Here is a 25,801-nt window from a genome sequence, read left to right as displayed (position 1 = left end):
AATGAGTAACAATTTTTCTGATGACTTTGATTTAAATGAAGATTTATCCGAACTGGATGAAGAATCCTTGATGTTAGATGAAGATGAAATAGCAGAAATTACTTCACTTTCAGATACCTTTTACATTCCCCTATCAAGACAACCCAAGCTCCTCGAACGAGTTCCTCTAGCCTTCACTGTACCGGATAATCTCTCTCCAATAATAGTAGAGGGTTTTACCCTATCTTGGACAAAGAAATCTTTGGCAATTCTTGCACAAATTCAAAAAGGAAATTTTCATTACGGACATTCTAACGTTAAGAATCTTCCCTACGCATCACTGCGAGGACTCCTAGAAGTAGGACTTAAAAATGCCGAACGAATTCAATCAAATTTAGGACTGAGTAAATATGCATTAAATGCCAAAAATCCCAGTGACCCAGAACCTTTTGCATACTTAAATGGTGATACCGAAGAAGAACTCACAAAGGCTATTAACACAATTCTCAATGACTGGATAACTAACTTCCTCAAACCTTTTGCCGATAAAGAACAGGTATTACCAGAAGTTTTTGGGCGATTGGAAGACCTTCTTGAAGAAGGGGAGTTGCTAACAATTTCTCCGTTTAAATCTCATACTTTACCTTGGGATTGGTCAAAAGAGACAGGTACAACTCAGCCTAAAGATAAACATGCTTATAGGATGTTAGCAGATTTTGTATCTCGTCAAATTGCTGGGCATGAAATTTTTCAAGAGATAGGTTCAATAAAACGCATTATTTCTAGTAGTGGAATGTTTACTTCTGGTGTGGCAGAACTGATTACCAATCCCATCAAGGGAAAATTCAGCTTAGTGCTACGTCTGGAAGTTATAACTTATCCCTCTTTACATCAGCCTTTGCTGAAAATTGATGTTTCCAAACGTCGTTGGCTCACTCAGTTAAAACCTCCTAGCTTTGATCGCAATACAATTAGTGGTTTTATATTTTCTCAAAAATATCCTGACCGTGCCTTTACTTTCAAAGTTATCTGTCAACGGGATGAAAATCAAAACTGGTGCTGGATCACAGATAAAGATTTTGAAGCCTTACGCCGCCAACTGAATTTATCAATGCAGCCGTTTGACGGACAACAAATTGCGTCAGGCAAAGCCTCGACCGACCAATGCCAAGTAGTGCTGACTTACCGCGATGGACTTCAAGACAATCTTGAAAAAGACGAAGAAAGTTTAGAAGAAGAGGGAATTGAAAAGGGTGTACCGGAGATTGATAAGTTAGAAGCTTTTGAGGCGCTCGCAAAAATTCTTAACCCATCAAAACTCAAACCGTTTAATAGTTACTCTCCTGTGAAATCTAGCCACAAACTAGATAATACAGCATCACGTATGATTAATTTACCTACCTTACTTGGTGCTGTTCTGGAAGCTCTTGAAACAAATACAGACTCAAATTCTAACTCACAATTTACTCCGAAATACCTTGATAAACTAGACGATAGTCAACTCAATCGCTTACTAAACAAATACTTTGGCATCAGTTTAGAAGCAATTGATAGTGGAAGAAAATCTCTTAAATTTATCAAAACCAAATCACCAGATCAGACGCAAGAACTTCAAGCTATTATTCAGGCAAACCAGTCTGCTATGCGGCGATTGTATCCCAACGAAGGTCTATCGCTAATCATTTTTTATGAAGATGGGTTAGACACAGAAGTAAATCTACTAAAGGCAATTATTCCCATTCTGTGGGGGGAAACTCTCGAAGTTCTGTTTAACCGCTTACCAGCCAATAGCCACGGACCGCGAGAGTTACTGCCAGGTAACAAATTGAAAGCTAAAGAACGGTCGCGCCATCGGGTTGAGGCATGGGATTCAATAACGCAACAAATTAAAAACCGAAAACAGCGAACTTTCTGCCTGATACTAGCACCAAAGTTTTACCCAGATCCTAGTGGTCAGAAGGTTGCTAAACGTGATGATAAAGTGAACAAACCTTCAACCCGCCAAGCGCTGGCTGCAAAGGCTGGTGCCTGCGTGCAGTTTCTTGAGCCAATGGCAAAGACATTTTCCACTAAGCGTTTCAAACTCGGAAATTTCTTTCATCGATTACAAGCAGCTTTGAAAGATTTACTTTCTGCTCATTCCGGTCGTATTGATGATTTGCAACAGAAGGTTGACAAGTATCTAGAGGATATTCCACCAGAAGCCAGACCAAAAGAAATCTTGGCGATTACAATTGTTCGCAAACAAAGGGGTCGCGCTCGTGGACAGATTGATAATACATTTTTAGCAATAGCAATGCGCCTCAAGGTAGACACAGGAAAATGCGAGCTTTGCTGTGCCTATGAGAAAGCAAATCGTTTAGAAATCAGCCCGTGGAAAGACTTTCCTGATGCGATCTCATTTATTGCCCAACTTTCTCCAATCAAACTGGCATCGGAAGTTAGGGAGCGAAGAACTCGATTCATGGAATTTGTTAAACAGATTATTTCTAATTCTGTGGAAGAAGAGGCGCAACCCTTGGTGATAATTGATTCTTCTAACTGTGTCCAACTTTGGCCTTGGCTTGCTGATATCAGGATTGATGTCAATGAAATTGATCTTGGGCAGCAATATCAGTGGATGCAGCAGGAGTGGCAGGGCGCACGCATAGTTCGGATTCGACAAGACCTTGCACCTGGAATTATCGACAAAAAAGTCAGACAGTTAGCTGAAACCTCGCTGGAAGACACACGATCTCTCAAAGAACTAAAGAATTTGTTCCCTAGCCGAGAAATTCCTTCAGCGTCTAGTTCTACGGGATTGTTCCGACTGAGTGAAACAAAAATAAACCAAACTGGGTGTGTTGCTTATCTATCTGTGGGAAATAAAATGCTTCATCAGTATTCACGCGGGCAAAGTTGTTATGCGAAGACGCTAATAAACACACCTGTTGAAAAAGCTGATGCTTCCAAAGAAAAAGTTTATAACAAAGCTGGGCTGATAGTTCACCAAGTTGCCACAAGAAGTCCGTTTTTGGGTCAGTGGCCTACTCCAAACCCCCTTGAGATTGTTATTACCTTGCGGCAAGAGGAGGATAATCCAGATAGCCTAGCTTTGCTTGTAGAATCATTGCGCTACAGTTTCGGTCACTATAGGGATTGGACTATCTTACCCGCCCCCTTATTTTTTGAGCGTGTGGTACGTGACTATATTAGCGAGTTTGCAATTGAAGATGAGGAGACTGAAGGGGAGTCAGACTCATAGAACAAACTGAGTATATTAGTTCGAGATTTAATCGCTCCAGATTGAGGAACTATAAGTGAAATTGAGTTAACCTAGTTCCTCTTCCCATTGCTTTTGCCAAAACTTTATAGAAGCCTTAGCAGATTCAGCCAAAGAACTATAAAATTTGTGTACAGGGGAGCCTGTAGGAAACTGTTTTGCAATAGCCAAAGCCTGATTGTGTAAAGCAACATCCTCTGGAATTGGCTCTTCTGGAGTAAAAACAACACGTACATCAGAAGCAGAAGGATATCTACTGTATAAATGAGAATTTACTGTTTTATAGCACTCATCTCCAAGACTGTAGGCTTGCTCAAGTAAATTAGCAGTAAAATCTACATGAGTTAATACAAAGGATTGAGGAGCATGATTCAAGAAACTACTAACCGTCTGAATTTTTTCACAATCTTCAGAATTAATCCACTCTTCAAGCACTTTAATACTTGTGGCGTTCAATCCTAATGAGACTTCCTCAAATAGTTTTGATATATAGTGGTTATGGTTATTCAACCAACATTTATATTTTTGAAAAACTTTTAGTGCTTGGTTGCGAATTTCTCTTAAAATATCCTCATATTCGCTGCTTTTCTCGATCCTATTAAGATAAGATTTCAACCCAGAAAATGGAATGGCTTGATAATTCTTATTTTCGTTAAACTGAGCATTTTCAATTCTTTTAAGCAGAAACTGAATTACTAAACGTGGCGATCGCTGCAATGCACAAGCTACGAATTTACCAATAGTAGAGCTACTAATGTTCAAAATAGGTTCTAGCTTTTGCAATAGAATTTTTAATTCTGTATCAGATAAAGTATCTATTGAAAGACCCATTTCTGGGTAAAATATTCCACACAATGCGCTGGCAAGCTCCGTGCTATCATTTATATCTGTACTGAGAACCATAGCAGTGACAAATTGTGGCTGTACATCCCTCATAATGCACAATGAGTGGATAGTACATCCTCTAACTTGTATGTCTTTATGAGCAAGTAGCCTTTTTATTAATTCTATATCTTCAGATTGTAAGTTATTTAACCAAGTACGACATCCTTCTGCAATCGAAATACAAAGACTAGATGACTCAGTATCTATAGCAATTTGAGCGATTTTAATAGCACGATGAATATCGAATTGTCTGACTCTCCACAGTAATAATGACAGTTGTGGTGCAAGGTTTGAGTTTGGCTCTTTAATAATGGCTTCGCAAAATTGAATAACATACTCAGGCTCTGCATTTGTTGCTAGAGTTTGTAAAAATTCTAATCGGTAAGTACCCATAAAATCTGGTAACTTCCGATTAATTTCAATACCTGATTCTTGAAGAAATATTAATTTTTCGTTAATGATGCGTACCCCTTCATTCGCATCTGGATGTCTTTTCAAAAACTCTCTCACAACAGCAGATAATATGTCTTGGATACGTTTCTCTTTCTCTTGCCAGTTATATTCAGAATAAAGGTCTTTTGTGCCTCTGTTGCTAATGAACCAATCAAGAGTATCACAGGCTGTTAATACACCAATTAGCTGGAAATCGTAAGTATCTGGTATTAAGTTAATAATTTCCAAAGCTTTTTGTCTAACTTCGGATGAATAACTTAAATGTATGTGCCATTTCAGTATTTCTATGACTTTAAGATGAATGAGTGGTTCTCTTATTTTCTGAACTAGCTGGCTGAGAAATTCCAATATTTGTAACTGCTCAGGAATCCACTCCTCACGCTGTTCATCAGAAACTTCTAGTCCAACCATTTCTTGTGGTTCTTGAAGAGCCTTACTTAAACTATCTAATGCTCTTCGAGACACTTTCACCTGCTCTGAAGTTGCACACTGTTGAATAAGACTAATAGCTTTTTCACGAATAGACTCCGTTTTCTCTCTACTTACTGCAAATGTGGTAGATTTAAGAGTTAACCCCTCGCTACGAGTTGAATGAGAATTTTTATCTAATAGTGGTTCGAGAACATCTAGAGGAGAGTAAATGTAATTATGTACATTTGGTTTCTTTAACCATCTAGCAACTGAATCTAAAACTATTCGATTGACCTCTAAAGATTTATAAATGTCATACTTAGCTAATTTGGTTAAAATACGTATAGGATGTTCGGGGTAAGGATTGAGTTCTCGCTTATCATTTTTTGCTAATTCCCATAACAAATCACAACAGCGAGGTAAATAGTCCAAAGTGTAGCCTATTCGTTCCAATATCGCTGGCAGTTTTATTTGTACGTCAGTATGAGTGAAGTTGCGGTACAGTTGAGGTATGCTATCATTATCTGCTGCTGTAGCAGGATTACGCATTGCAAACTCTACTAGCTCCAGTACTTGCCTTGGCTGATAATAAGCGACTCCTTTGAGGAGATTCAACATTTGGCATCTATCAAAATTTGATGCCTTTTGAAATTCTTCTTTAATATTCCGCCAAATTTCAGCAAGTAAATTTGTTTCCTCTCCGTTTGTATGGTAGATACGCCAGTCCAGTTCAGCAAGATTCCTCAGAACTTGCTCAGGGCAAATTTGCATAAAATTATTAAAAACCTGCTGTGCGTAGCCCGTTAAATCTCCCTGCTTTGTTAGGCAAGCTTCATGCAAGATATAGTCAGAAAGGACATCAGGAGTAATACGTAGGGTATCTCCCCGACGGAGCAAAATACCTGATGTTTCCAGAATGCCTAATATACTAACTAATGTATGTTTATCTATACCAAGAGAATTAACAACTACCTGCTTAAATTCCTCGTTAGTTAATCGAATTGGTGCTGTAGCAGCAATCATCTGTAATAGTTTGTGGCAGAGTTGAGGTTCGACTTGCTCGCTAACTTTTCCGATATACTCATCTTGAAACCTTTTTAGTATCCAATTCCGAAATTCTTCATCCCGTTCAAGTAGTAGTGGATCTACTTTCTTTTCTGCTAGCAGCTTTCCACCAATCACAGTAATTAACGGACAATCCCTTGTGATTATTGCCAGCCTTTCAGCATAATGGGCATACTCATTGCTAAGTACCTGAATTGCCAATTCTTTCACTTCATCTCGGCTCAATTCTTTGAGAATTTCAAATTCCCTAACCTCACGAGAATCAAATTCTGCTCGTGTTAAACGTGAGTGAAGGAAGTCAATAGCTTGAGGTCGAGATGAGAAAATTAACTTAAATCTGTGAGAGTTTTGTCTTACAAAAGCAAGTAAAACTGACAAGTCATCACGTTGGTGTGCATCATCTACAACAATTACACATGGCTCTATCGGCAATTCCTCTAGATTTTCCATAGTAATTGGCACTTCCTCTCCCTGCATCAAAAAGCGCAGGGTAAACTGCTGATGATGTTCATCAAACTGCTGTGCAAATGTGTGGAGAAGTTTTGTTTTACCAATACCACCACGTCCGGTTAAGATAGCAACCCGTTGCTGCTCTGATTCGACAAATTTATGTATTTCTTCAACAGACTTAGTTCTGCCAACAAGTGACCAAGTGTGATTAAACAGATTTTTGGCATTTAATAAGGGACGAAAAAAATCTTCTGCTGTTATTACAACCTGCTTACTTTGTCGAGGGGGATGGATATGTTGATTCTCAATATAATCGCCTTCAATTTTTTCGTTATAATTACCTCCTCCAGTATTAATATTGCGGTTTTCAGGCGGGTTCTGCTCTTCCATATTTTTGCATAAGCTAATTTTTCAACCTAGTAGGCTGTGGGTTGGTAAATGATGTACAACGTGCTATTTAAGCTCCCTTGCTTTTCTGCCAATCTTCCAACGCACCAATTACAAAACTAGCGGCGGGGTGATTCAGGAATTGCTCGAATGCAGAAACACCACCTGCTTTTAGGGCGCTAAGTATTCGTGCAGCTAAGGTTGGGTCACTATCGATTTGGTTGATGGTTTCTGTAGCGATCGCCATCTTGCCTACTGTAGTATTACTTGGATACGACTTGTCTAGCTGTTCGAGGAGTTTTTGAATCTCGGCAGCAGCTTGGGCTAAATTCTGTCTCTCTGCTTCATTTATCACTCCAGCGACTTTTGCCCCTTCCTTAATTTCACCCCCGCTCATGTGACCAATACCAAAGTTTCCACTCTGTTCATAGTAATCACCTTGGATTTGCTCATTATATCGTCCGCCACCTGTGTTGATATTGCGATCGCCAGTCATTTTTGTATCTCCTTTAACTACTTTGTTGTTATCGCCTTGGACATTGTTGATGTTACCACCAACAGAACCACCAACTGAAAGTCCACCAGGGTTATTACTCATAAAACCTACCTGTCCAACATTCTTGATTTCTCCCTTGTTTACACCAACACCAAAGCTACCACTTTGGCTAATTGTGTCTCCTCCAGCCTCAATGCTTTCCACAATGACCTCTCCTTGAATAACTACATCTTTGGGAGTATTGATATATTCTATATATGTGACATTAACTGATGAAATTTCATCCGTTCTATCAGAAGCAATTTCTGCAAGTCTATTCTCGACAACCTCATCCACCGATGGTAACGCTTTAGAAGAGGATGAAATTAATTTCAAATCTTCCTCGTATCTGGAGAAGTAGTCTTATTTAAATTGTTCGGGTTCGACAGTTTCAGAAAGCTTAACTTTAATAAAAACCTTATCACCCCTTTTACCTACAGCTACAATATCTAAAGGTTTGTCATAATCTCTAGACATCTTTTTTAAAACGGATAAGGCTAACCGAGGTTTAATATCTTTGTTATGATAAATCTCGATAGTGTCTAAAATATACTTAACGAAAAAAACAAATCCACCTTTTTTAAATGTGTCCCTATGTGGCATTTGGTCACGTTTATCTCCATCAACCCACTTTAAATAAACGTAATCACAAACGATTCCATCAAGTTTAGTTACTCTAGAAATTACCCAATCTTGGATACAACTTCCAGTTAATTTAGCACTTCTTAAATCTGCTCTTTCAAAGTTAGTTCTTACTAAGATGGCTCTGGATAAATTAGCTTCTTGCAAATTAGCTTCATAGAAGTCAGCGTCGATAAAGCTAGCATTTTCTAAATCAGCTTCTCGTAGATTAAGACCTCGTAAATCAAAATGATCAAAGTTTTTATTTTTTCCATCTCTTGTAATTACTAGCTCCTGCAATTGTTTCTTTTGAAGGTAAGTTCTTCCAGGGCGAACGCGGTCTAATTCTTTTGTTTCATAAAAACAAGTGCAAGTTAGGGTAGCTTCTCTAAAATCTGTACTTTTAAGGATTGCTCCTGTAAAGTCAGCATTAGTTAAATTGGCATTGTAAAAGTTTGTACCGCCAATAGCTGCAATAAAAATTGTAGCTTTCCAAATTACAGTATATTTTTCATCCCCCTTAAGTGATTGCCGTGCGATGTAACAGCTTAATAACGCAAGATACCCGGAACCTACAAAGCTTCCGACTGCATAGCCATAGGTAAACGAACCGATTCCATCGAAGATATATGTTTCACCGACATAGAGAATATAGGTTAAGACTCCGGCTGCGGCAAAGACTCCGGCAAAGGTGACGACTTCGGAGAAAGTGGCGGTTATTGCTGTAGCTATTGCTGTGGCGAAGGCTCCGGCGAAAGTGAAGGCTGTGGCTGCGGCGAAGACTCCGGCAAAAGTGACACCTATCGCAAAACTGATTGGGATGGCATTGGCGAAGTCTCCCCCGGAGATGAGTGCCAATAAGCCCATGAAGAAGCCTACGGCAAAGACTTGGGCGAAGTTTTCAGCTAAATTTAATCCTTGGCGGCTTATAGTTATAAAGAAAATAATTAATAAAAATAAAATAATTGTGCCTAAAATTAGATTAGCCAAGTCTGAGCTAGTAGTTACAAATAGATGGGCTATTATTGTTCCAATCAAAGCCGGAAAATATGCTGATATTCCAGATAGTACAAATGAACTAACAAGTAGAAAAGCAGCCCAACGCTTCTGCAATCCTGCTTTAGCACCAGTAAAATTTGCACCCACAAGAATAGTATTAGTAAAATCTGCACTACGAATATCTGCACCACTAAAATTTGCCCCCTTAAGGTTTTGTCCTTTAAAAGAGCGCCCTCGAAGATTTTGACCTGAGAAGTCCTGGGTCATAGTTTTTAAAGCAAGGTGTCTTGATTCACATTGTTATACAGATTGGGTATCCAAGATTCCAGATTTTGAGGCAAAAAACGTTATATATGTTGAATATGCGTTGTAGTAGGCGTTAGATTTATTCAATTTCATTTTCTTCATCACCTTGCACGGTTTTGAGAGTCGATTCTAGCCGATAACCAACCCCACGAATGTAATATCCAGCCGCCCCCAGGTTTTCAAACACGCAGTCAAATTGGGAATGAGTTGGCGGAAAAATCTTTCTGAGGCGATCGCTAATTCCCTTAAGTTCTTCTTGGATTGCGATTAGTTGTTGAGTATCATCGTCCATGCTTACCTACCACAAAGACAACTGCCCTGGCGACACATTAGATTTCCCACCTCTATGGTATAGAAGATGACATCCACTGCACAGAGCTATAAGGTTGCCTCTGTGGTTATTGGCTGGATTTCTGTCCCAATGATGTACCTGTAGCGTGTGAACTTGGCGTTTTGAGCGTGTAAGTTTTGATGTGTCTTCTCCTGGGGGGATGCACTGTAACCCGCATTTTTGACAGCACCAAGATGCTTCTTGTTTAATAGCAATGGCAATTTCTGACCAATTATCTGGGTACAGAGAATGGGTAAACGTCATCAGTGTAATTAAACTGCGGCTTGACTAATTGTAATGCTTCATTAACTCATTTTTGCCATCGCGGTAGCCTTTATCTGCTCCAATTCATCTGCGTCACAATTTATGGTGATACTCCACCGGGATGGTAAATCATTGTGGGGGTATTGCTTGGGAAAAAAATCTATTTGATAAATTGTCTGCCTTAGCTGGCAAATAGTGAACTCTGAAAATGTGCGGTAAGCAATAAGGTCATTGGCATTGAGCCGAGATACGGATACCGTTGGCGAATTATTTCTTCACATCCGAAATACTGATTCTGTCGTTAATCGAATTACATAAATTCAACATTTAATACCCACCAACTACAGTATCTCAGGGAATTCAAAGTGTTAAGCAATGTTTCGCCAACAGTATCCTTCTAGGGGTGGGATGAGCTTAATTAACCAAGTCAAGCTTACAAGCAGAAATCTTGCTTAATTGTAGTGGCGATATCTGACCTGTTGCTACTCATACGCCTTTTTACCTTTTTTAAAAGCGGGAGCTTTTTGCGTTGGCAAATATTGCAGCCGCGTGGGATGAACCAATATAACGCCAATGCCAAGGTTCATAGCTTACTCCTTGAGAATTATTTTTAGTAAATGACATTTCAAAACCAAACTCTTTGGCGTGAACAGTTAACCACTGAAACGCCTTAGTTTCGGCAAATTGATTGGTAATATCTTGTTTGGGAAAATTACCATCTGCAAGGTCAACGGCGTAGCCTGTATGATGCTCACTATACCCAGGTGGTGCGCTTAACTTGGCTGCTGCTTCTGGTGAGCCTCGTTTTTCAATCTGTTTTTGGAAAAGTTTTTCTTGAGCAGCGACAGTGCGAAAGCCAGATACAGGAATAATCCATACTCCTTCATCTCGTGCTGCATAGATTAGTTTCATTAGTGCTAATGCTGCTTCTGGTGATAATTTTTCAAGTCTTTGATACTCACTTAGGGCATAACTTGCGACTATCATCATTTCTTTAGGATTAGCTTCTGAATAGGGGAAATGTCCGAACTTTGTCTTATCTGATAATGCAGTTTTTGTTGATGTAGTTGGCGCTTTAATAACTGAGGGTATAACAGAAGGAGTTATTTTTTGCAGGGGAGATATTGTCGGAGTGGAACTAGGAGAGGGAGTTAGTAAATTTTGGCTCAGGAATCTTATTGCTGCATGACCATTGAGAATAATTCCTACTGTAATTAGGATTATGGGCACAACAAAACGTAGTCGAGTCCACAACCTGTTGAAAAATTTCATTTACTGATGTCCTGAGAATTAGCTATTTTCCAACTGCCATTGTCCAACTGTAAAGTATACCGATATACACCATCACTAAGTCTACTTTGAGTCGGATCAATTTCTTCATTAACACGAAGGGTCTGTTCTTGATAGACTCTTACATCGATTTTTACCTGATTTTCTTGTGCAAAAAATTTTCCAGTGGAACTAACTTTAGGTGAGCCAAAAGTATAGTAACCATTATATTTTTTCAGCCATTCAACCGAACCTTCCCTAGCTTTTCGGTATTCACCTGTCGTATACCTATCAATAACTTGGAAATTATAGGGGAATGCAAATACATTTTTCTTTTCTACCAGCCATGATTCAATTAAATTCATAGCTTCTGCCTTAGTAATAATCATACCATTGCTGGTAGTAACATACTCTGGAACACTAAGGACAGGATTATCGTTAACTAGTATACCAATGTTGCTCGTGCCTATTTTATTACCATCGTTGGCAGTGACTTTCAGGTTATCCTCGCCTGTATATTCTTGATTACTTTTGTAGATTAATCCAGCAGAATCAGCTAATGTGTTGTTGATTCTGATAATACTGCTTTTGATTGTAACTTTATTGGTTTTATTGTTGCTAATGCTATTAGCAGTCAAACCATTTGGTACGTCAGATTTGATAGTAAGTGTGCCGTTAGAGACTTCAAGATTGACAATAATTATTTCGTTATTAGGGTCTTCGATTTTAATTGGACTGATTGGCAGTTCAGTATTTTCGTTAGCAATTTCCTTTTCAGGAACAGTAACAACAGGAGGAGGGTTAAGAGGGTTTACAGTAATACTAGTGCGCTGACTAACAGGCTCATGATTTTGAGCTTTTGGTGGCCATACTAAGCCCTTCTCTCTCTTATTAATATTTCCAGTAAGAATAAGGAAGTCTTCGCCTGTGAAACCTTTTCTTCCTCGGTAGGTAACAGCAGCAGTACTAGCCAAAGTAGTGTTGATTTGGGCAACCGTACCAGTAAGAGTGACCTTTTCTGTTTTATTACCTCTGATCTTATTAGCAATTAAACCATTAGTCACATCAGTTTTGACGCTAAGTGTGCCACTAGCAACTTCGAGTATAACGGTGAATTCTTCCTTGTCAGGAGCACTAAGGCTAATGCCACTCACTAATAAATCAGAATTTTCCTTTGCAATTACATTATTAGGAGCATTGAAAACAATACCATTTGTATTAGGGATGATCCGAAAGCTTGTGGTGAAGGGAGGCTCGTTGATAGCTCTGTTACCATCGGTAATTTTGAACTCTACCGTGCGAGTGCCAGGACTGGGGTTTTTCGAGATGTTCTCATAAGTAATGCTACGTATCACAGATTGAGCAGCTTCCCTAGTGGCATTAGAATTAAAGGAAACCATTAGCGGATTTGTGCCATCACCCCCTTTGAAGCTACCAATAATAGTCCCTTCATAAGTAACATCTTGACCATCGATACCTACTTCACCTGAATTTATACCTTGATTACGGATACTAAGACGGTCATCAGGGGTACTCAATTCTCTGAATTGAACAGTCAATTCACTAATATCCAAGTAAAGATTCTCAATTTGTGCCAATTCTGCAAGACTAATACAGATGCTTTGTTTAACACAATCTGGGATTCTACGAGTAGGTTCAGGTGGTTGTTTTACTTCTTGTTTGTTATTAATTGAAATGGACGCTACGCTTCCAGTCCCAACTAGGACAACTCCACTTAATAAAGCTATTAACCAAATTTTTTCTGCAAGTTTAATTGCTCGCTTTAGTAGTCTTGAAATGATTTCAAGCTCATTATCATTTGAAGCTATATTCCATCTGCGTAAAACAAAATCAATTGCATCCTTGCGTAATTTGTGTTGCTTCAAAACTTCAGGTAATAAACCAGTAATAATTGTTTTATACTTTTGTTGATTTTCTTGTCCAAACGTCACAATAAATGCCACAACCTGAACAGTAGGATAACTAACCCAGGTTTTGTTATTTATTTGGTCTTGCACATTCATTACTATATTCTCCCAGATTTTATTGATACTGTGCTTTTGTGCCTAGTGCGCTAGCGAAAGAAATTAAAGCCTGTATTGCGATTTGTTGAGCTGTTGCCTTGTTCTTAAGCTTTACCCATCTATTCATTGCTTTTTCTATATCAGTTAGTGGACGTTTTTCCGGTTCTTTCCATAGTTGATAGCGGCGTTCTTGAACTCTAATTTTTCTCTGATAAACCTCGCCTTCTTGTCCTTTAATATTGACACGCTGTTCAAGATAGATTGCAGTCAGCATTTTCACAATTTCTTCTTGTTCTTCAGATTTAAAATGGCATAATAAATCCTGCAACTGAGTCTCAATTTTCTTCTGCAACTGAGTCTCAGTTTTCTTATTGTTAAAGTATTGATATGTTATATTACAAATTGCCAAGACAATAGCCTCACGTACATAAGAACTATTATCTTTTTTGAAAATTTCTCCCAAGCGCCTCAATACTGCATCAACCTGAAGAGGAGGTTTTTCATCGTACTTAATTAGTCCGTAGGTAAGTACTACAGTCTTTAATAAAGCATCTTCTTGAGTTATTTTTTTGCTACGGTTTTCTTCAGAATGTCGGTTTTTAACAGCTTCACTATACCAATAATCCAGTAAATCCTGAACCTCTTGACGATTATTAGGATAAGCATAGGCATGGGCTAAACTTGTGGCGATCGCATGAGTAAAACTTGACCCAGGATACAACGAGCCTCTATGCCTCTGGATTATCTCTTTTAAAAGATTGCGTACTGCTTCTTCTTTAATATGAAGCGGCACTACCCAAAATAGAGTATAGTAAGCAAAGTAAAGATGAACAAATCGAAGTCTACTTTCCAATAATTCTTCGAGCCATTTATGGAAATCTTTGGATAGTTCGTTTTCTCCATAGTACTCATAAATTACATCACCAATAGCAACAGCTATAGTAGCCCCAATATAGTCTGGTACTCCTGCATCTTTATCGAGATAATAATTTTTTTCTTCATTCTCTTCATCTGATTGAAAATCCTTAAAAATCTTATTAAAAAAATTAATTATTTTGTCCATAACATTTTTACTTGAATTTTGTTTATTCCCTTTATTTTCCAATTGAATCTCTTCATTTATTGCTCCAATATTCCAGTCATTTTCTTCTAATTCTTCTAATTTATCCTCTTTTTTCAAAGGAATATCATAAAATGTTTGAAGAGTCCTAAACAGTTCTTGCTGCTGTTTATTGCCAGAACTGTACCAGCGTGCAATGGCACTTGCTGCAACTGCTCTTACCTTTGAGTTTTCATCTGTGGCTAGCCGAAGCAAAGGGCCTTGAACTGTACTCAGTGCACTGGTAGAAACTAAGCCGATATCGCTGATTGTTTGGCTAATCACACTGTATAGTTTTTCACGGCGTACTGGATCACCATATAATTCCCATTTTCCTGAAAGAAAGTGATTGGCTTCTACAGCAGACTCTTTAACAATATCAGTTAATACTTCTAATGCATTTATGATTTGTCTGCGATGACTTTCCCATGCTACTTTATACAGTAATCGGCGATTTTCTAACGATATAATTTTAATAGAACGAATATCAATTTTATAATTTTTTGTGTCAACTACTTTAAAATTAGATGATGTAATTTCATAGAAATCATTTTGAGAAAAATCAAAATAATTATCTTTGAGTTCATCTAAATCGCAGTAATCCAGAGCTGGTAAAGATGGATCTCTTTTGCGCCAAGCTTTCAGAAGAACTTGCTCAAGAGCTGCAAAAAGCTGGTCTTCAAAACAACCATTAAAGAAGCTTAGACCTAATGCAAGTAGCTGCTCACGAGGAGTCAAAACTTGATAGTACAATCTCCGAATAAACTTTTCATCATTTTTAGCAAGTGCAATGAGAGTATTGACATTTATTGGTGTTGGTTCTGAGTTATCTCTATTTTTTTCTACCTCCTGACGAAAGAGTTCAACAAAGTGGATAACATTTTTTGGATTATTTAAATCTTGAGCAACTAATTCGAGTGATTGATTATTAATGATTAAACAATCCGACAATTCTTGCTGCAAGTTATATTTTTTTAATTGTTCTTCAATTTTGTTTAGTAAAGCGTCAATATCATACTTCAATATTGGGAAAAATCTTCTTGCCTCATTTTCTAAATGCCAGCTAGAAAAACTTTTATCAGTGCTAGCTAAGACCCAATGTTTCTTTAGAGAGAGCGCAGTTTGATGAGCCTGTGGTAACCCATAAAAACCGATATTTTTAGGTTCAATCTCAGTTAAGACAAAAATAGTGGGAGATTCCGTATTTCGCAGTTCGAGTTCTATATCAACTATCTGTAAACTTGAACTACGTTTCCACTGCTTTACAGATACGCCACTATTGCTAGAACCGTTAAGCTTTTTGGCAAGGAGAAAAGCAAGATGCAAGGCTAGTTCATTTTTATCAACTCCCGTATCGCCGCCTAATACCAAAAGCCTCTCCTTTTCCAGGATACTAAGAAGGTCTGTTTTAACATCTGGTGAATTGTCAAACTGTGACTTTAATTCTTCAAAATTTATTTCAACAAAATTATCTTGATTCCCACCGTAATAGTAATTACCTTGAACATAAGTCCCTTGAATATACTCGTTGTAATTACCGCCACTTGTATTGATATCACGCTGATTAGGTTTATTATCTTCCGTCATTTTTTATACCAAATATATTTTTAAAATCGCAGTCAGATAATCCTATAAGCTATGATGAAATGCAACATCATGCTTTAGTTGCCTTAGTCTTTTGCCAATCTTCTAACGCACCAATTACAAAGCTGGCTGCGGGGTGGTTAAGGAATTGCTCGAATGCAGAGATACCACCTGCTTTTAAAGCACTAAGTATCCGAGCAGCTAAAGTAGGGTTACTGTCGATTTGGTTTATGGTTTCTGTAGCGATCGCCATCTTGCCTGCTGTCGTTTCAGTAGAGTATGACTTATCTAACTGTTCGAGGAGTTTTTGAATCTCAGCAGCAGCTTCGGCCAGGCTTTGGGGTTGTCTAGCAGCGTAGTAATTACCTTGAACATAGTTGCCTTGAATGTGCTCGTTGTAGTTACCGCCGCCAGTATTGATACTGCGATCACCAGTCATTGCTGTATCTCCTTGGTTGTAGGTTTATATATAAAAAATGGTGCTAGAACGCACCATTATTATGTCCATGTCTGCATGGCTAAAATCCGCTCCTTGAAGATTTTTCCCTTTAAATGACTTTCCTTTCTTTGGAGGTTAAAACCAGAATAGTCCTTGGACATAGCAGAGAAAATATTATATTTATATCCAGATTGTTAGGTAAATTTTTTAGTTAGCATACTAGCTTTTATGACAGTATATTTACTGTCTTTTTTTTATAAAAAGAATATATAATTGCTTTATAATATGCTTCGGAATACAATAGTCACTTTTAAGAATGCGATCCCGTCATTATTAGCCGAAATAATGCGAAGCTTGTCGGTTTTTGGGTTATGAGATTGCCCGAATCCCTTTGCACACATAGCTTTATTTACGTGATGGCTCTCATACAAAACTTGATTCCCATTATTGGGAATCGATCATCGCCGCAGGAACTTTGTTGCACAAATCCGGCGTATTAAGTATCGGTGATGCCGAGGGCGTGAGTTTCGTTCATGGAGGTGGGGATTGGGGGCGATCGCACCTACCAACTAAACTACTTTGTTTAATGCTGTTTCTAAACGAGTGGTAAATTCAACAGAAGCGATCACTATTAAAATTTTTCTATTTCATCATTTGACAAATATCCATCCTGAGATGATTCTGGTTCATGGGTTAGAGCTTTTTCTTCAATAAGTGGCTCATCAGGGCAAAATTCCAAAACTATTTTGGCTCTTAATCTTCCTTTTTGCCACCCAGAACTACCAAATTTAATCACCTCGCAATTTATTCCCTGATACCAATTCTCTATGAAGATGCATATAATTAGCCTGCGTTAGGGGGGCTTTGTTCCTTTAGCCCCAGTGAGGACGTTAATGTGCAGCCTCACATAGAATTGGTATAAATCCCCTATGAGTTCGCCAAGAGTATCTATTAATACCCACGCCCCTTACCTAACGCTCATGTTCTAAATCTTTTGTTTTTACTGTAACTGCCTTCTGAGTAGTAGCCTCTCTTTCAGGTAAATTACGCCTATCAAACTCTCCATTTTCTGGAATATATGCTGCCACAGGTATTCCTTGATGAGATGCATAGTTAATAATTCCAGATGTTTCTATGCTGCTGACACCAATAACGATATCATGGGGTTGTTTTAAAAGCTGCATAGCAATTTTGACATTGGCTGCGGTAGATAAGTCGATTTTGATATCTTCTCGCGCTTGCGCCAGTTGTTGAATTGTCAGCAAAACTGATGAGGGATTTTCTGACTTGTATGGTGAAGCATTCACAAAGTGAACTGTATTAAAGCCTCGCTCTACTGCTCGGTCAACAGCACGCTTCACCATATTACACATAACCATATTGGTTTTAGCTTGATGTGCTTGATCAACCGGGGCTTCAAAAAATACGACAGTGGCGATTTTATGCTCAATCTCTTCTTGCTTTTTAGGAGATGCGATAGCTACTTTGTCTTTACCCGAATTTTGACTAACTTGTTCTTCTATTTGAATTTCTGGATACTTAACAGTCGCGGGATCAATAACGATATCTACATAACTAGCAGGGGCATTATTAACAGCACCAACAATTGTAAAACCGTGAATTTCTCTACCGACCGTTGCTAGTCTTTCTTGCAAAAAACTTACTGAGTGTTTGTTTAAACTTCCTAATATTTGATTTCCAATCTTAGCAAAAACTATTGGTGCTTGGTGAGGGTCTTTTCGCCGCACTTCCAGAGTTATATTAGCTTGCTCTCCTTGCCATTGATGAGCAGCTAAAGCATATTTATTAATATTATCAATCTGTAATCTATGATGCGAATTTTTTAAACTTGTGACAATAATACTAGTACTGGGAGAGGATGTAATAGTGGCCAGTGTCTCACATCCAGCAAGCAGATGAGGAGAACGAGCATCAATAGTGCCGAGTTTTTTACCCTCGACTATTATCCAACGAGCGGTCTGGCATGGGTCGCGGGGATGAGCAGCATTCTCAAGTTTAATGGCAACCTTTTCACCTCTAAAATTTCTGTTAGCACATTCATTAAACTGAGTTCCAATTACTCTCATATTAGTAAATTGTAACTGCTTCAGTTGAGCTAATACTTCATCGTTGAACAGAGAAAACGCTACACTAGCTCGACGTAAACCAGAATATTTTTTACTTTCTTCTGTATGACTTACATCGTGAATAACTGCTGCTAACTGTAACTTCTCTACAGGTTGAAGATTATTTTTTATAGATTCTATATATTCTTGATTTTGCTGTTTTAGGGCATCTATCATACCCTCACTAATACCAAAATTAAATTTTATACTACCTTGATTAATTATCATTCCTGGCTGTGGATTATGCTCTTGAACTGATTTAAGACTAATTGTGCCAATTGGTACAACTGTCTCTGCTCCATCAGAGGTATTGTATTTAATACAAGCCAACAAATGATGTGGCATTTTAGGAGTCGGTTTTCTTGATTTTATCTGAATATTTATTTCTGTAGTTTGCCAAAATTCCGGTTTTTTAGCAGGTTCATAGGTAATTAAATTAGTAATTTCTAATGTTCTCCCACTAGTTGGAGAAGTAATGACCATATATGGGCCTATTTCTAGCTTTCTCTGTTCTTCTAATTCAATCTGCTGTTTAACTAATAAGTTATAATTATTTTTTATCTCTTGAGCATACTCTTTCTGGACAGGGGTATATTCAACTCCTGGATACAAGTTTCTAAAAGTTTCAATGGGTTGAGATACAAGTTGATTTGGTTCAAAAATTTGATTTGTCTGCTTAATCATTAAATCAATAGGACTATAACCATTAGTCTTCATACTTCTATTCGTAAAAGCCTCTGGATTTTTTTTATCAGCCAACCACTCGATTTCTTTGTAAGCCGTTATAGTCTGACAGTATTGAATAATAGAATCTTCAGGTCGTAAAGCACTTTTTGGGCCATCAGCCGCTACTTGTAGCTCATTACCTAGTTCAGCTAAACAGTCTTTCAATAATTTTTGGATTAACTGCAATTGATTTTCGACTTGATTATTATCTATAGCCGCACTTTGTAGTTGAGTAACTTGAATTATCTGCTGAAGTATTTTATCTGGAATTTGTAATTTACCTGCTTGGTGTTTAGCCAGTACCTTTCCTAAATGCGCCGATACTTGACTCAGATATTTATTTTTTTCTGCGTGGGGTAGTGCATCAATTTCACATTGCAGTGCTACATTTTTTTGAATTTCATTAGCAATAATCCCAATTTTATTCTCCATTGCTGATACAGCAATTTCTTCAAACGTACCTTGATATGGAACTTTAGCTTTCTTAACAATATCGGAATAACGATTTTCTGGTAAATTTTTTTCTTTCACTTCTGCTGCTAGCTGAGGAAAGTCTTTAGCTTGAGCAAAAGCCAGTAAATCACCATCAAAATCACACTGCATATTTTCCATTGCAGTTTTAGGATGTATATATACACAACCATCTAGCATTTCTGGCAGATGCTTGTTTTTTAAAGTAATAACGCCATTCGAGTTAATCAATGGCGAACGAGTAATTATAATTTCTTCTCCCTCTTTGATATAAGGTATACAGATTTCATCACTCTGTAAATCTAAACTTGGTTGAGCCAGACCTGATGTAAATTTGATAGAGCGTCCAGTGGCAATTTCAACCCATTGTTTACGCACAAAATTTTGAAGTTCAGCAATGATTTTGGGATGTTCAATAATCTGGCAATAATTCTCTAAGTCAGTTTTTAATAACGAATACATTAATAAATCTTTTGGTTCTGACTTTAAAGATTCACTTTCTTGGATGTCTTCGCCTTCGCTACCCGAACTTAAAGCATCAAAGATAGCAAATTTGTCTTCTATATCTGCTTTGATATCTGGTTCAATTCCTATAATTTTGGACAACAATGCTTTGCGGCGTTCGTAAGTTTCAACATATCGCAGTGCCAGTCGCCTGGAGTCTTTTTGGTCTTGAGCTAGTTTTTCTGCTTGCTGCTTGATAATGGGCAATATTTCTTGCTTCACTGCTTGAGGATAATTGACTAAAATCTGAGTTCCTAAACTGTGTTCCCGATATTGAGCCACTGCTTTGACACCCAAACCAATGGTGAGCATATATTCTCCTGGCTTAATGGCATCTTCTCCTTTTCTGCCTTTAAAGGAAGAGGTTGCAAGTACCATGTCGTAGCCTGTTTTAGTACGCAAATTACTTGTTTTTAGACTGCCACCCATTCTAAAAAAAGACTCTCCAAATTTATCTAAGCTTGCAGGTGCAAGCGTGCCTTTGGCAATTCGCATTTCTGGATTTTCTTGTTGGGGTTTGATACCCAGTCTGAACTGAAAAGCACGCAGTTCTATATTATTGGCTTGAGCAAAATTTTTATCTATTAAACCCTTACAATCACCGACCAACATTTTGGCATCGTTGTTGGCTATGACACCACCATTTTCTCCGGTCGTATCATCAATTACTAGAATTCTGACATTTCGTAATTCTTGAAAAGTTCGACAGGGTGTGAAAGGTAAAGGGTAAGCTGCTCCATCTGAAGGGTTGGGGTAAAGTTGTTGGCGGACAGTAGGGTTGTTGGCAAAGAACATCCTCTTACCTGCCGAAAATTGTAGAGTCATGCCGTTATGCTCTCCCAAGTCTTCCGGTACTGTAGCTTCGGGATAAGCTGTACCAATGCTAAACTGCACACCTGGAAATAAATATTCAGCAAGTGTGTTCTCAAGTTTTTCTTTTACCCCTGTATCTTGCTTGGTTTTTGTATCAAAATGATTTAGCGTTAGAGTCATAGAAGCATATTAGGTACTATTAAAAACTTTTGTGAAGAACTCAGTTCCGCAGAATAAGTGAAATAATTTTTGATTTTCTCCACGTAGCTTGCTTCTCGCGGAGCGAGTATAAATTCACTTGCTCTGGAATATATTTAAATTTTGAATTTTCAATGCAAAATCTAAAATTCGGTGAATACAAATTAGAATAGGAGTTGGTATCGCACAAGAGGCGAAGCAGATGGTTAAGCAACCAAAAACAAGTAGATACCAGCTAGTAGCATCGATGACTGCTGAAGAACTGCTCAGTGAAGGCTATGTAAGTCTGGATGACTTATACGACCCCAATGAAGAGAGGGAAAAAAAGGCACTTGTAGAAGAAAAACAACAGGTGAGAGAAAGCGGTTGGCAAGAAGAGGGCGAAGAGTTTTAGCCAAATGCTGAATTAAGCAAATTCTCATAGCTAAATTGCTTAATTTTTGCAAACTTTACAACATCAAAGCCATACTTATGGCTCAATGTAAGCAAACAATTAAGTTCTCAACTGGGAAGTATCTGAAAGCTTTAATACTGGGTTGGCTTTAGAAAGTCAACTAAAAATAAAGTTCTCAACTGAGTAGAAGATTTATCTTCCATTGATGCTGAAGCACAAACAATAAACTCTTAAACTGTCACACTGAATATTTTCGTACTCAAAACAAGTTCTGGGTAAAATTTATCTGGCTTTACCCTTCTTTTCACTTGAACTAATCTATTCAGTATGTGACAGTTGGTTTACGAGTTTACGTCTGGGTTTAGAACTTTATTGTTTGTGTTCACTCAACAAACTTACGCTTCTCCGGCGGGGTAGCCCAGATAAGGCAATGCCCTGACTTGGCCTTACGTCCGTATTGTGACAAGACGATCCCTAACTTTTGGACATCCTTGAGACATTCTCCATTTTCTAGGTAGCCTTTATTCCACTCGATTAAATTCTTGGCAAACTTGCCCTCTTTGGACAGCGCCCAATTCATTGCCTCCAATTGATTCCAAGTCAAGAGGTTTGACTGTACATCTGTATATCCTCCACCCAGTATCCCAGTAATCAAAGGTGGGACGCTCAGTCCCATAATGAAGCCCATACCCAGGATAAAAAACATTAAGAGGGCGGCAGGGAATACGGCGGTGAGAATTTGTCTGCCCTCTGTTAGCTGTGCTTTGTGAATGAGGGCGTGGGCTGCTCGGTCTATAGCAACCTTCTGCCGCTCGACTGCTACGTGTTCCACTAGTTCCAAGTTACGAGCTAAGTCCCGATTCCAGTTCTTGAAGAGCAACTGCAAAGTGTCGGGTGCATCTTTCAGCATTGCTTCTAATTGTCCGGTAGCAACTAACACCAAGAATAAAGGATCATCTTGGGATAGACCGCTACTAAGGGCAAAATCCATGACTCGGCGCTTAAAGGCTTCGCTTTTTCCCTGCAAGGCTTCGGCTAGCAATTTATCGGGAGTAAAAGGTACGGCTGGTTGGTCAGTAGGGGTGGGAAAAAAATCTTCGTCAAATCTATCTACTTGTTTGCTTGTCATTGCACTATCCCCGTACCAGCAAAGGCTGCGTAAGCTTCCTTGAGGAAGTTCTTGACTCGTTGCTTTGATATTACCTTGAGATCGGGATGGGCGATCGCAGCTTCAAAAGTCACTCCCAATCGGTCAACCATGTTCCGCTCCCAAAAGGGAAATTTGGGAAAGTCCATGACGATGAAATTATATTTGGTTTGAGCGGCTACAAACTCTGGCATCTCCTGAATATATTTCCAGTCATCGCACAATCCCAGATTTCTCACAAATACATGGAGCATACTGTCTCCCAAATCTTCTAAAGACTGGAGGAAGAAATTTACGGAATCAACCCCACCAGTACACACAAACCATTTAACAAATTTAATCGAATTTTCCTTGCCTATTTCAGTCAGATCGTTATCTTTTATCCAATTAGTCACTTTTGAGTAAACCTGAGCAGGCAAGTTGACAATTACTGAGTTTTCAAATGCCAAGTCAAAAATTGTGTCTGCCTCTTTAGCTAGCTTGTCATCATCACTGAAATATGCCGTTTCTACATTGTCGTAAATATTGACAATATCCTGATTACTTGTATCCGCATCTACAATTGAAACGTCATGACCAATAGCAGCGCAGTATTCAATAAATGCTCTGGATACAAATGATTTACCTGCGCCTCCTTTTTCCCCATCTACAATGTGAATAGTAGTAGATATTTTAAAATTTATTTCCGGCTTGTTTAGGTTAACTTTGCCATCAACAGGTGTTGGTAGCTGCAACTCTTCTGGATTTTCATTCGCTACTAAATCTGCTTCAGATTCAAGGAAGATAGTAGGATTATCAAGATTTTCTCCTTCTATCAGTAAATCTCCTTTAGTATCTATGTCATCGAATTTTTGGATATCACCTTCTAACTGAATCGAATTATCTTCTATTTCTTGTTCCCAAGCGACATCTTTTATTTGAAGATTTTCATTGATTGTAGACATAGCATCATTTTCTACTTTGGAGTTTGATGACTGGTTAAGGTTGTCATTAGCAAAATTACTAGCATTCTTTCTTGGTCTGCCTCTTTTTCTTTTTTCAGGATTAGGAGTTGGTGCTGTAAAGTTCATAATGCCAATTAGTTTTCGATTGAAGTAGTAACTGGACAATTTATACAAATTCAAAATTCAAAATCGCTTCGCGTTGCGAGCGCAGCGTAGACGCTGAGGGGCTTCCCGTAGGGTAGAAATCAAAAATCTCAACCTCAAAAGTGTTTCTTGTTGCTGAATTTTGGAGAATTGGTATTACGTTAGTGATAGAAGTAGGAATTGGACAATATAAGAATCCTCTTGAATTTTTGAAAAAGCTGAAACTCGAAGACGCTTCTTTCCTATTACCTACCTAAAGAAGTAAGTTCAAAAATAAAAGCGGGCTGCTATATGTGTCAACAATGCAGTGAATAGTGTTGCTAACTGACTTACCAGTTTTCAAAAGAATTGATGTCATAATCAAACTGTCCTATCATCTCTTTTTGTTCCTCTATAGTGGGAGGAGCTTGTACGGTTTGGGCATTGAATTTAGAGTCGGTTGATGAAGGCGATCGCTCTGGATTTAAAGTCAAACGCAAATCTTGAGAATTAGATAACCCTGCTGCTGCGTGAATCTGCCTGAGTTGGTGTAACAATGTGTAGCAAGCATCAGTGACTACCCTTTGTTTTGTAGCTTCATCAAATTCTTTTGAGTTAACAACAGCTATTGGTAGCCAGAATGCTCTTAGTGCTAGCAATATCATTTCCGTAGTATCTCTAACACTACTAGCAGCAATGTAATCGAGCATAAAAGCATCCATTTCATTGCGCGGCTGATACCGCCAGCGAAAATTCATCCGCATCTGCTTAGACATGACCAATCACCTCAGCATGATGAGCAAAATGCTGTTTCACTCTTTCGTCAAAATACAAAAATGCACTATAAACATCTGCCAAGCGATTGCCGAGAAAGTGCTGATCTACATTTTTGGGAATAGAAACACCAGAAAATATACAAGGTGTAGCTGGGTAATGTGAATTCAATTCTTTCTTTATATAATCCGCAGTACCACCGCAAAATAGTATTTCTTCTACATCTGGCGGCACAACTTGGTCTAGCCAACTCGTTAGTGCTGCAACATATTCATGTCGAGCTGCCCTAATTGCCTTCACAATTGTTGTTAACTCAGATGTACGTCCTTCTCTAGTTCGAGAACGCAAGACCCGCACTAGGGGACGAGTATCAATGTCATTTCCTGCTTGGGCGATCGCTCTCGTTAACCGCTCTACAGTTTGACCTGATGTTGCAGCGACTACTTTCTCGACCATCTTCACCATGCCTAAATCTGACATTTTTCCTTCCTTGGAAACAATGCCTCTTTTTGAAATTAAGACTGATGCATTGCGAAAGCCAACCATCACCACCGCGCATACTCTCTGTTTCAATGCTTGTCCCACCCGCTTTTGGTGCGATAAAAATACCCCTGCCCCCTCTGGTAAGCATTGAAACATCACACACTCTACCTGCATTTGCAAACCAACAGCTAAGTAGTCAGCACCAAAAGTACGCACTAATCGTTCAAATTCCGCTTTGTTCTCAAATTCTCCTGGAGGTAGCAGAACTAAGAGAACTATTCTGATTTTGGATGGCAATTTCAGTTTCTCCTTAACTACCCAAATTGCGGCTAAGGTTTTATAAACAGCCCGCTCGTACTTCAACTCAACTAGTCCGGTATTGCTGTAGTACTTACTTTGAGCTAAATATCCTACTACCTTTGTCTTGCCATTCACCGACACCCACGCCCTATTCTCTGGATCAGTCACTCCCATCAAATTCTGTTCGTGAGTTTTAATTGATTCCACTGTCACATCTCCTACTTCCGGTTCCATGAACAGGGAATAAGTTTCCGAACTGCCGTATAAAGAATAAATTCCTTTTGTACCACTTCCTCCAAAATCTAAGGCAATAACAACCAGGGGAGGAATTTCCTGATTATTCTTAATCGCACTTTTTTTTCTCATGGATAAGAATCAGAATTAATTTTTTAATCCAAAATTTGGAGCCTTTTGGAGCCTTTTGGAGACATTTTG

The 25,801-nt window shown here is 38.5% G+C and carries 16 protein-coding genes; 2 read left to right on the top strand and 14 right to left on the bottom strand.

All coding sequences use genetic code 11. The features are described from left to right. The first annotated feature begins 1 nt into the window (after position 1). On the top strand, positions 2-3,223 hold the full coding sequence (locus AACW45_RS16505) for an RNaseH domain-containing protein (protein WP_190633615.1): 3,222 nt from the start codon (positions 2-4) through the stop codon (positions 3,221-3,223). A gap of 66 nt (positions 3,224-3,289) precedes the next feature. On the opposite strand, the gene AACW45_RS16500 is transcribed toward AACW45_RS16505, so the two are convergent. The 10 genes from AACW45_RS16500 to AACW45_RS16455 form a co-directional block, all read right to left on the bottom strand. After that, a complete protein-coding gene (locus AACW45_RS16500) occupies positions 3,290-6,895 on the bottom strand; it encodes a hypothetical protein (RefSeq protein WP_190633614.1) in 3,606 nt (1,201 codons plus the stop codon). A 67-nt stretch (positions 6,896-6,962) separates the two neighbouring features. Beyond that, complete coding sequence (locus tag AACW45_RS16495; RefSeq protein WP_242045685.1) at positions 6,963-7,763, bottom strand: hypothetical protein; 801 nt, start codon at positions 7,761-7,763, stop codon at positions 6,963-6,965. Between the two features lie 27 nt (positions 7,764-7,790). Further along, positions 7,791-9,314, bottom strand: coding sequence for a pentapeptide repeat-containing protein (locus AACW45_RS16490; RefSeq protein ID WP_190633613.1), 1,524 nt, complete (start codon positions 9,312-9,314; stop codon positions 7,791-7,793). 118 nt (positions 9,315-9,432) lie between these two features. Then, positions 9,433-9,645, bottom strand: a complete 213-nt coding sequence (locus AACW45_RS16485; RefSeq protein ID WP_190633612.1) for a hypothetical protein — start codon at positions 9,643-9,645, stop codon at positions 9,433-9,435. 810 nt (positions 9,646-10,455) lie between these two features. Next, the gene (locus AACW45_RS16480; protein WP_242045683.1) at positions 10,456-11,220 is read right to left on the bottom strand and encodes a M15 family metallopeptidase; all 765 of its coding nucleotides are present in this window, start codon (positions 11,218-11,220) and stop codon (positions 10,456-10,458) included. Further along, on the bottom strand, positions 11,217-13,241 hold the full coding sequence (locus AACW45_RS16475; RefSeq protein ID WP_190633611.1) for an ARC6/PARC6 family protein: 2,025 nt from the start codon (positions 13,239-13,241) through the stop codon (positions 11,217-11,219). Before AACW45_RS16475 ends, AACW45_RS16480 begins: the two co-directional genes overlap by 4 nt. Positions 13,242-13,260: 19 nt before the next feature. Then, positions 13,261-15,927, bottom strand: a complete 2,667-nt coding sequence (locus AACW45_RS16470) for a hypothetical protein (protein WP_190633610.1) — start codon at positions 15,925-15,927, stop codon at positions 13,261-13,263. 67 nt (positions 15,928-15,994) lie between these two features. Further along, entirely contained in the window at positions 15,995-16,363 is a 369-nt protein-coding gene (locus AACW45_RS16465; RefSeq protein ID WP_190633609.1) for a hypothetical protein, read from the bottom strand. A gap of 631 nt (positions 16,364-16,994) precedes the next feature. After that, on the bottom strand, positions 16,995-17,171 hold the full coding sequence (locus AACW45_RS16460; RefSeq protein WP_313933783.1) for a KGK domain-containing protein: 177 nt from the start codon (positions 17,169-17,171) through the stop codon (positions 16,995-16,997). A 163-nt stretch (positions 17,172-17,334) separates the two neighbouring features. Continuing rightward, positions 17,335-21,183, bottom strand: a complete 3,849-nt coding sequence (locus tag AACW45_RS16455; protein ID WP_190633608.1) for a hypothetical protein — start codon at positions 21,181-21,183, stop codon at positions 17,335-17,337. Positions 21,184-21,403: 220 nt separating this feature from the next. Here AACW45_RS16455 and AACW45_RS16450 point away from each other — a divergent pair, with 220 nt between their 5' ends. Then, positions 21,404-21,595, top strand: coding sequence for a hypothetical protein (locus AACW45_RS16450; RefSeq protein ID WP_190633607.1), 192 nt, complete (start codon positions 21,404-21,406; stop codon positions 21,593-21,595). A 382-nt stretch (positions 21,596-21,977) separates the two neighbouring features. Here AACW45_RS16450 and AACW45_RS16445 read toward each other — a convergent pair whose 3' ends face one another. The 4 genes from AACW45_RS16445 to AACW45_RS16430 all read right to left on the bottom strand — a co-directional run bounded on the left by AACW45_RS16445 (position 21,978) and on the right by AACW45_RS16430 (position 25,732). Then, positions 21,978-22,724 carry a DUF6753 family protein gene (locus AACW45_RS16445; protein ID WP_242045682.1) on the bottom strand — a complete coding sequence of 249 codons (747 nt, stop codon included), beginning with the start codon at positions 22,722-22,724 and terminating at the stop codon, positions 21,978-21,980. Further along, positions 22,721-23,812 (bottom strand): cobalamin biosynthesis protein CobQ, encoded by a 1,092-nt coding sequence (locus AACW45_RS16440; protein WP_190633606.1) that lies wholly within the window; start codon positions 23,810-23,812, stop codon positions 22,721-22,723. The genes AACW45_RS16445 and AACW45_RS16440 overlap by 4 nt, the downstream gene beginning before the upstream one ends. Positions 23,813-24,159: 347 nt before the next feature. Next, on the bottom strand, positions 24,160-24,585 hold the full coding sequence (locus AACW45_RS16435) for a hypothetical protein (RefSeq protein WP_190633605.1): 426 nt from the start codon (positions 24,583-24,585) through the stop codon (positions 24,160-24,162). Continuing rightward, entirely contained in the window at positions 24,578-25,732 is a 1,155-nt protein-coding gene (locus tag AACW45_RS16430) for a ParM/StbA family protein (RefSeq protein WP_190633604.1), read from the bottom strand. The genes AACW45_RS16435 and AACW45_RS16430 overlap by 8 nt, the downstream gene beginning before the upstream one ends. Positions 25,733-25,801: the final 69 nt, after the last annotated feature.

It is taken from the genome of Calothrix sp. FACHB-168 (genome assembly GCF_963889195.1).
Classification (GTDB): Bacteria; Cyanobacteriota; Cyanobacteriia; order Cyanobacteriales; family Nostocaceae; genus Aulosira; species Aulosira anomala_A.
Note: the sequence above shows the minus strand (reverse complement) of the source record. Positions and strands in the feature narration are given on the sequence as shown.

Bases quoted from the DNA above. Each gene is read 5' to 3' on its own strand.
- AACW45_RS16440 (WP_190633606.1), bottom strand. From the start codon at position 23,812: ATGAACTTTACAGCACCAACTCCTAATCCTGAAAAAAGAAAAAGAGGC.
- AACW45_RS16450 (WP_190633607.1), top strand. From the start codon at position 21,404: ATGGTTAAGCAACCAAAAACAAGTAGATACCAGCTAGTAGCATCGATG.
- AACW45_RS16485 (WP_190633612.1), bottom strand. From the start codon at position 9,645: ATGGACGATGATACTCAACAACTAATCGCAATCCAAGAAGAACTTAAG.
- AACW45_RS16435 (WP_190633605.1), bottom strand. From the start codon at position 24,585: ATGTCTAAGCAGATGCGGATGAATTTTCGCTGGCGGTATCAGCCGCGC.
- AACW45_RS16475 (WP_190633611.1), bottom strand. From the start codon at position 13,241: ATGAATGTGCAAGACCAAATAAATAACAAAACCTGGGTTAGTTATCCT.
- AACW45_RS16480 (WP_242045683.1), bottom strand. From the start codon at position 11,220: ATGAAATTTTTCAACAGGTTGTGGACTCGACTACGTTTTGTTGTGCCC.
- AACW45_RS16490 (WP_190633613.1), bottom strand. From the start codon at position 9,314: ATGACCCAGGACTTCTCAGGTCAAAATCTTCGAGGGCGCTCTTTTAAA.
- AACW45_RS16465 (WP_190633609.1), bottom strand. From the start codon at position 16,363: ATGACTGGTGATCGCAGTATCAATACTGGCGGCGGTAACTACAACGAG.
- AACW45_RS16445 (WP_242045682.1), bottom strand. From the start codon at position 22,724: ATGACAAGCAAACAAGTAGATAGATTTGACGAAGATTTTTTTCCCACC.
- AACW45_RS16500 (WP_190633614.1), bottom strand. From the start codon at position 6,895: ATGGAAGAGCAGAACCCGCCTGAAAACCGCAATATTAATACTGGAGGA.
- AACW45_RS16430 (WP_190633604.1), bottom strand. From the start codon at position 25,732: ATGAGAAAAAAAAGTGCGATTAAGAATAATCAGGAAATTCCTCCCCTG.
- AACW45_RS16505 (WP_190633615.1), top strand. From the start codon at position 2: ATGAGTAACAATTTTTCTGATGACTTTGATTTAAATGAAGATTTATCC.
- AACW45_RS16455 (WP_190633608.1), bottom strand. From the start codon at position 21,183: ATGACTCTAACGCTAAATCATTTTGATACAAAAACCAAGCAAGATACA.
- AACW45_RS16470 (WP_190633610.1), bottom strand. From the start codon at position 15,927: ATGACGGAAGATAATAAACCTAATCAGCGTGATATCAATACAAGTGGC.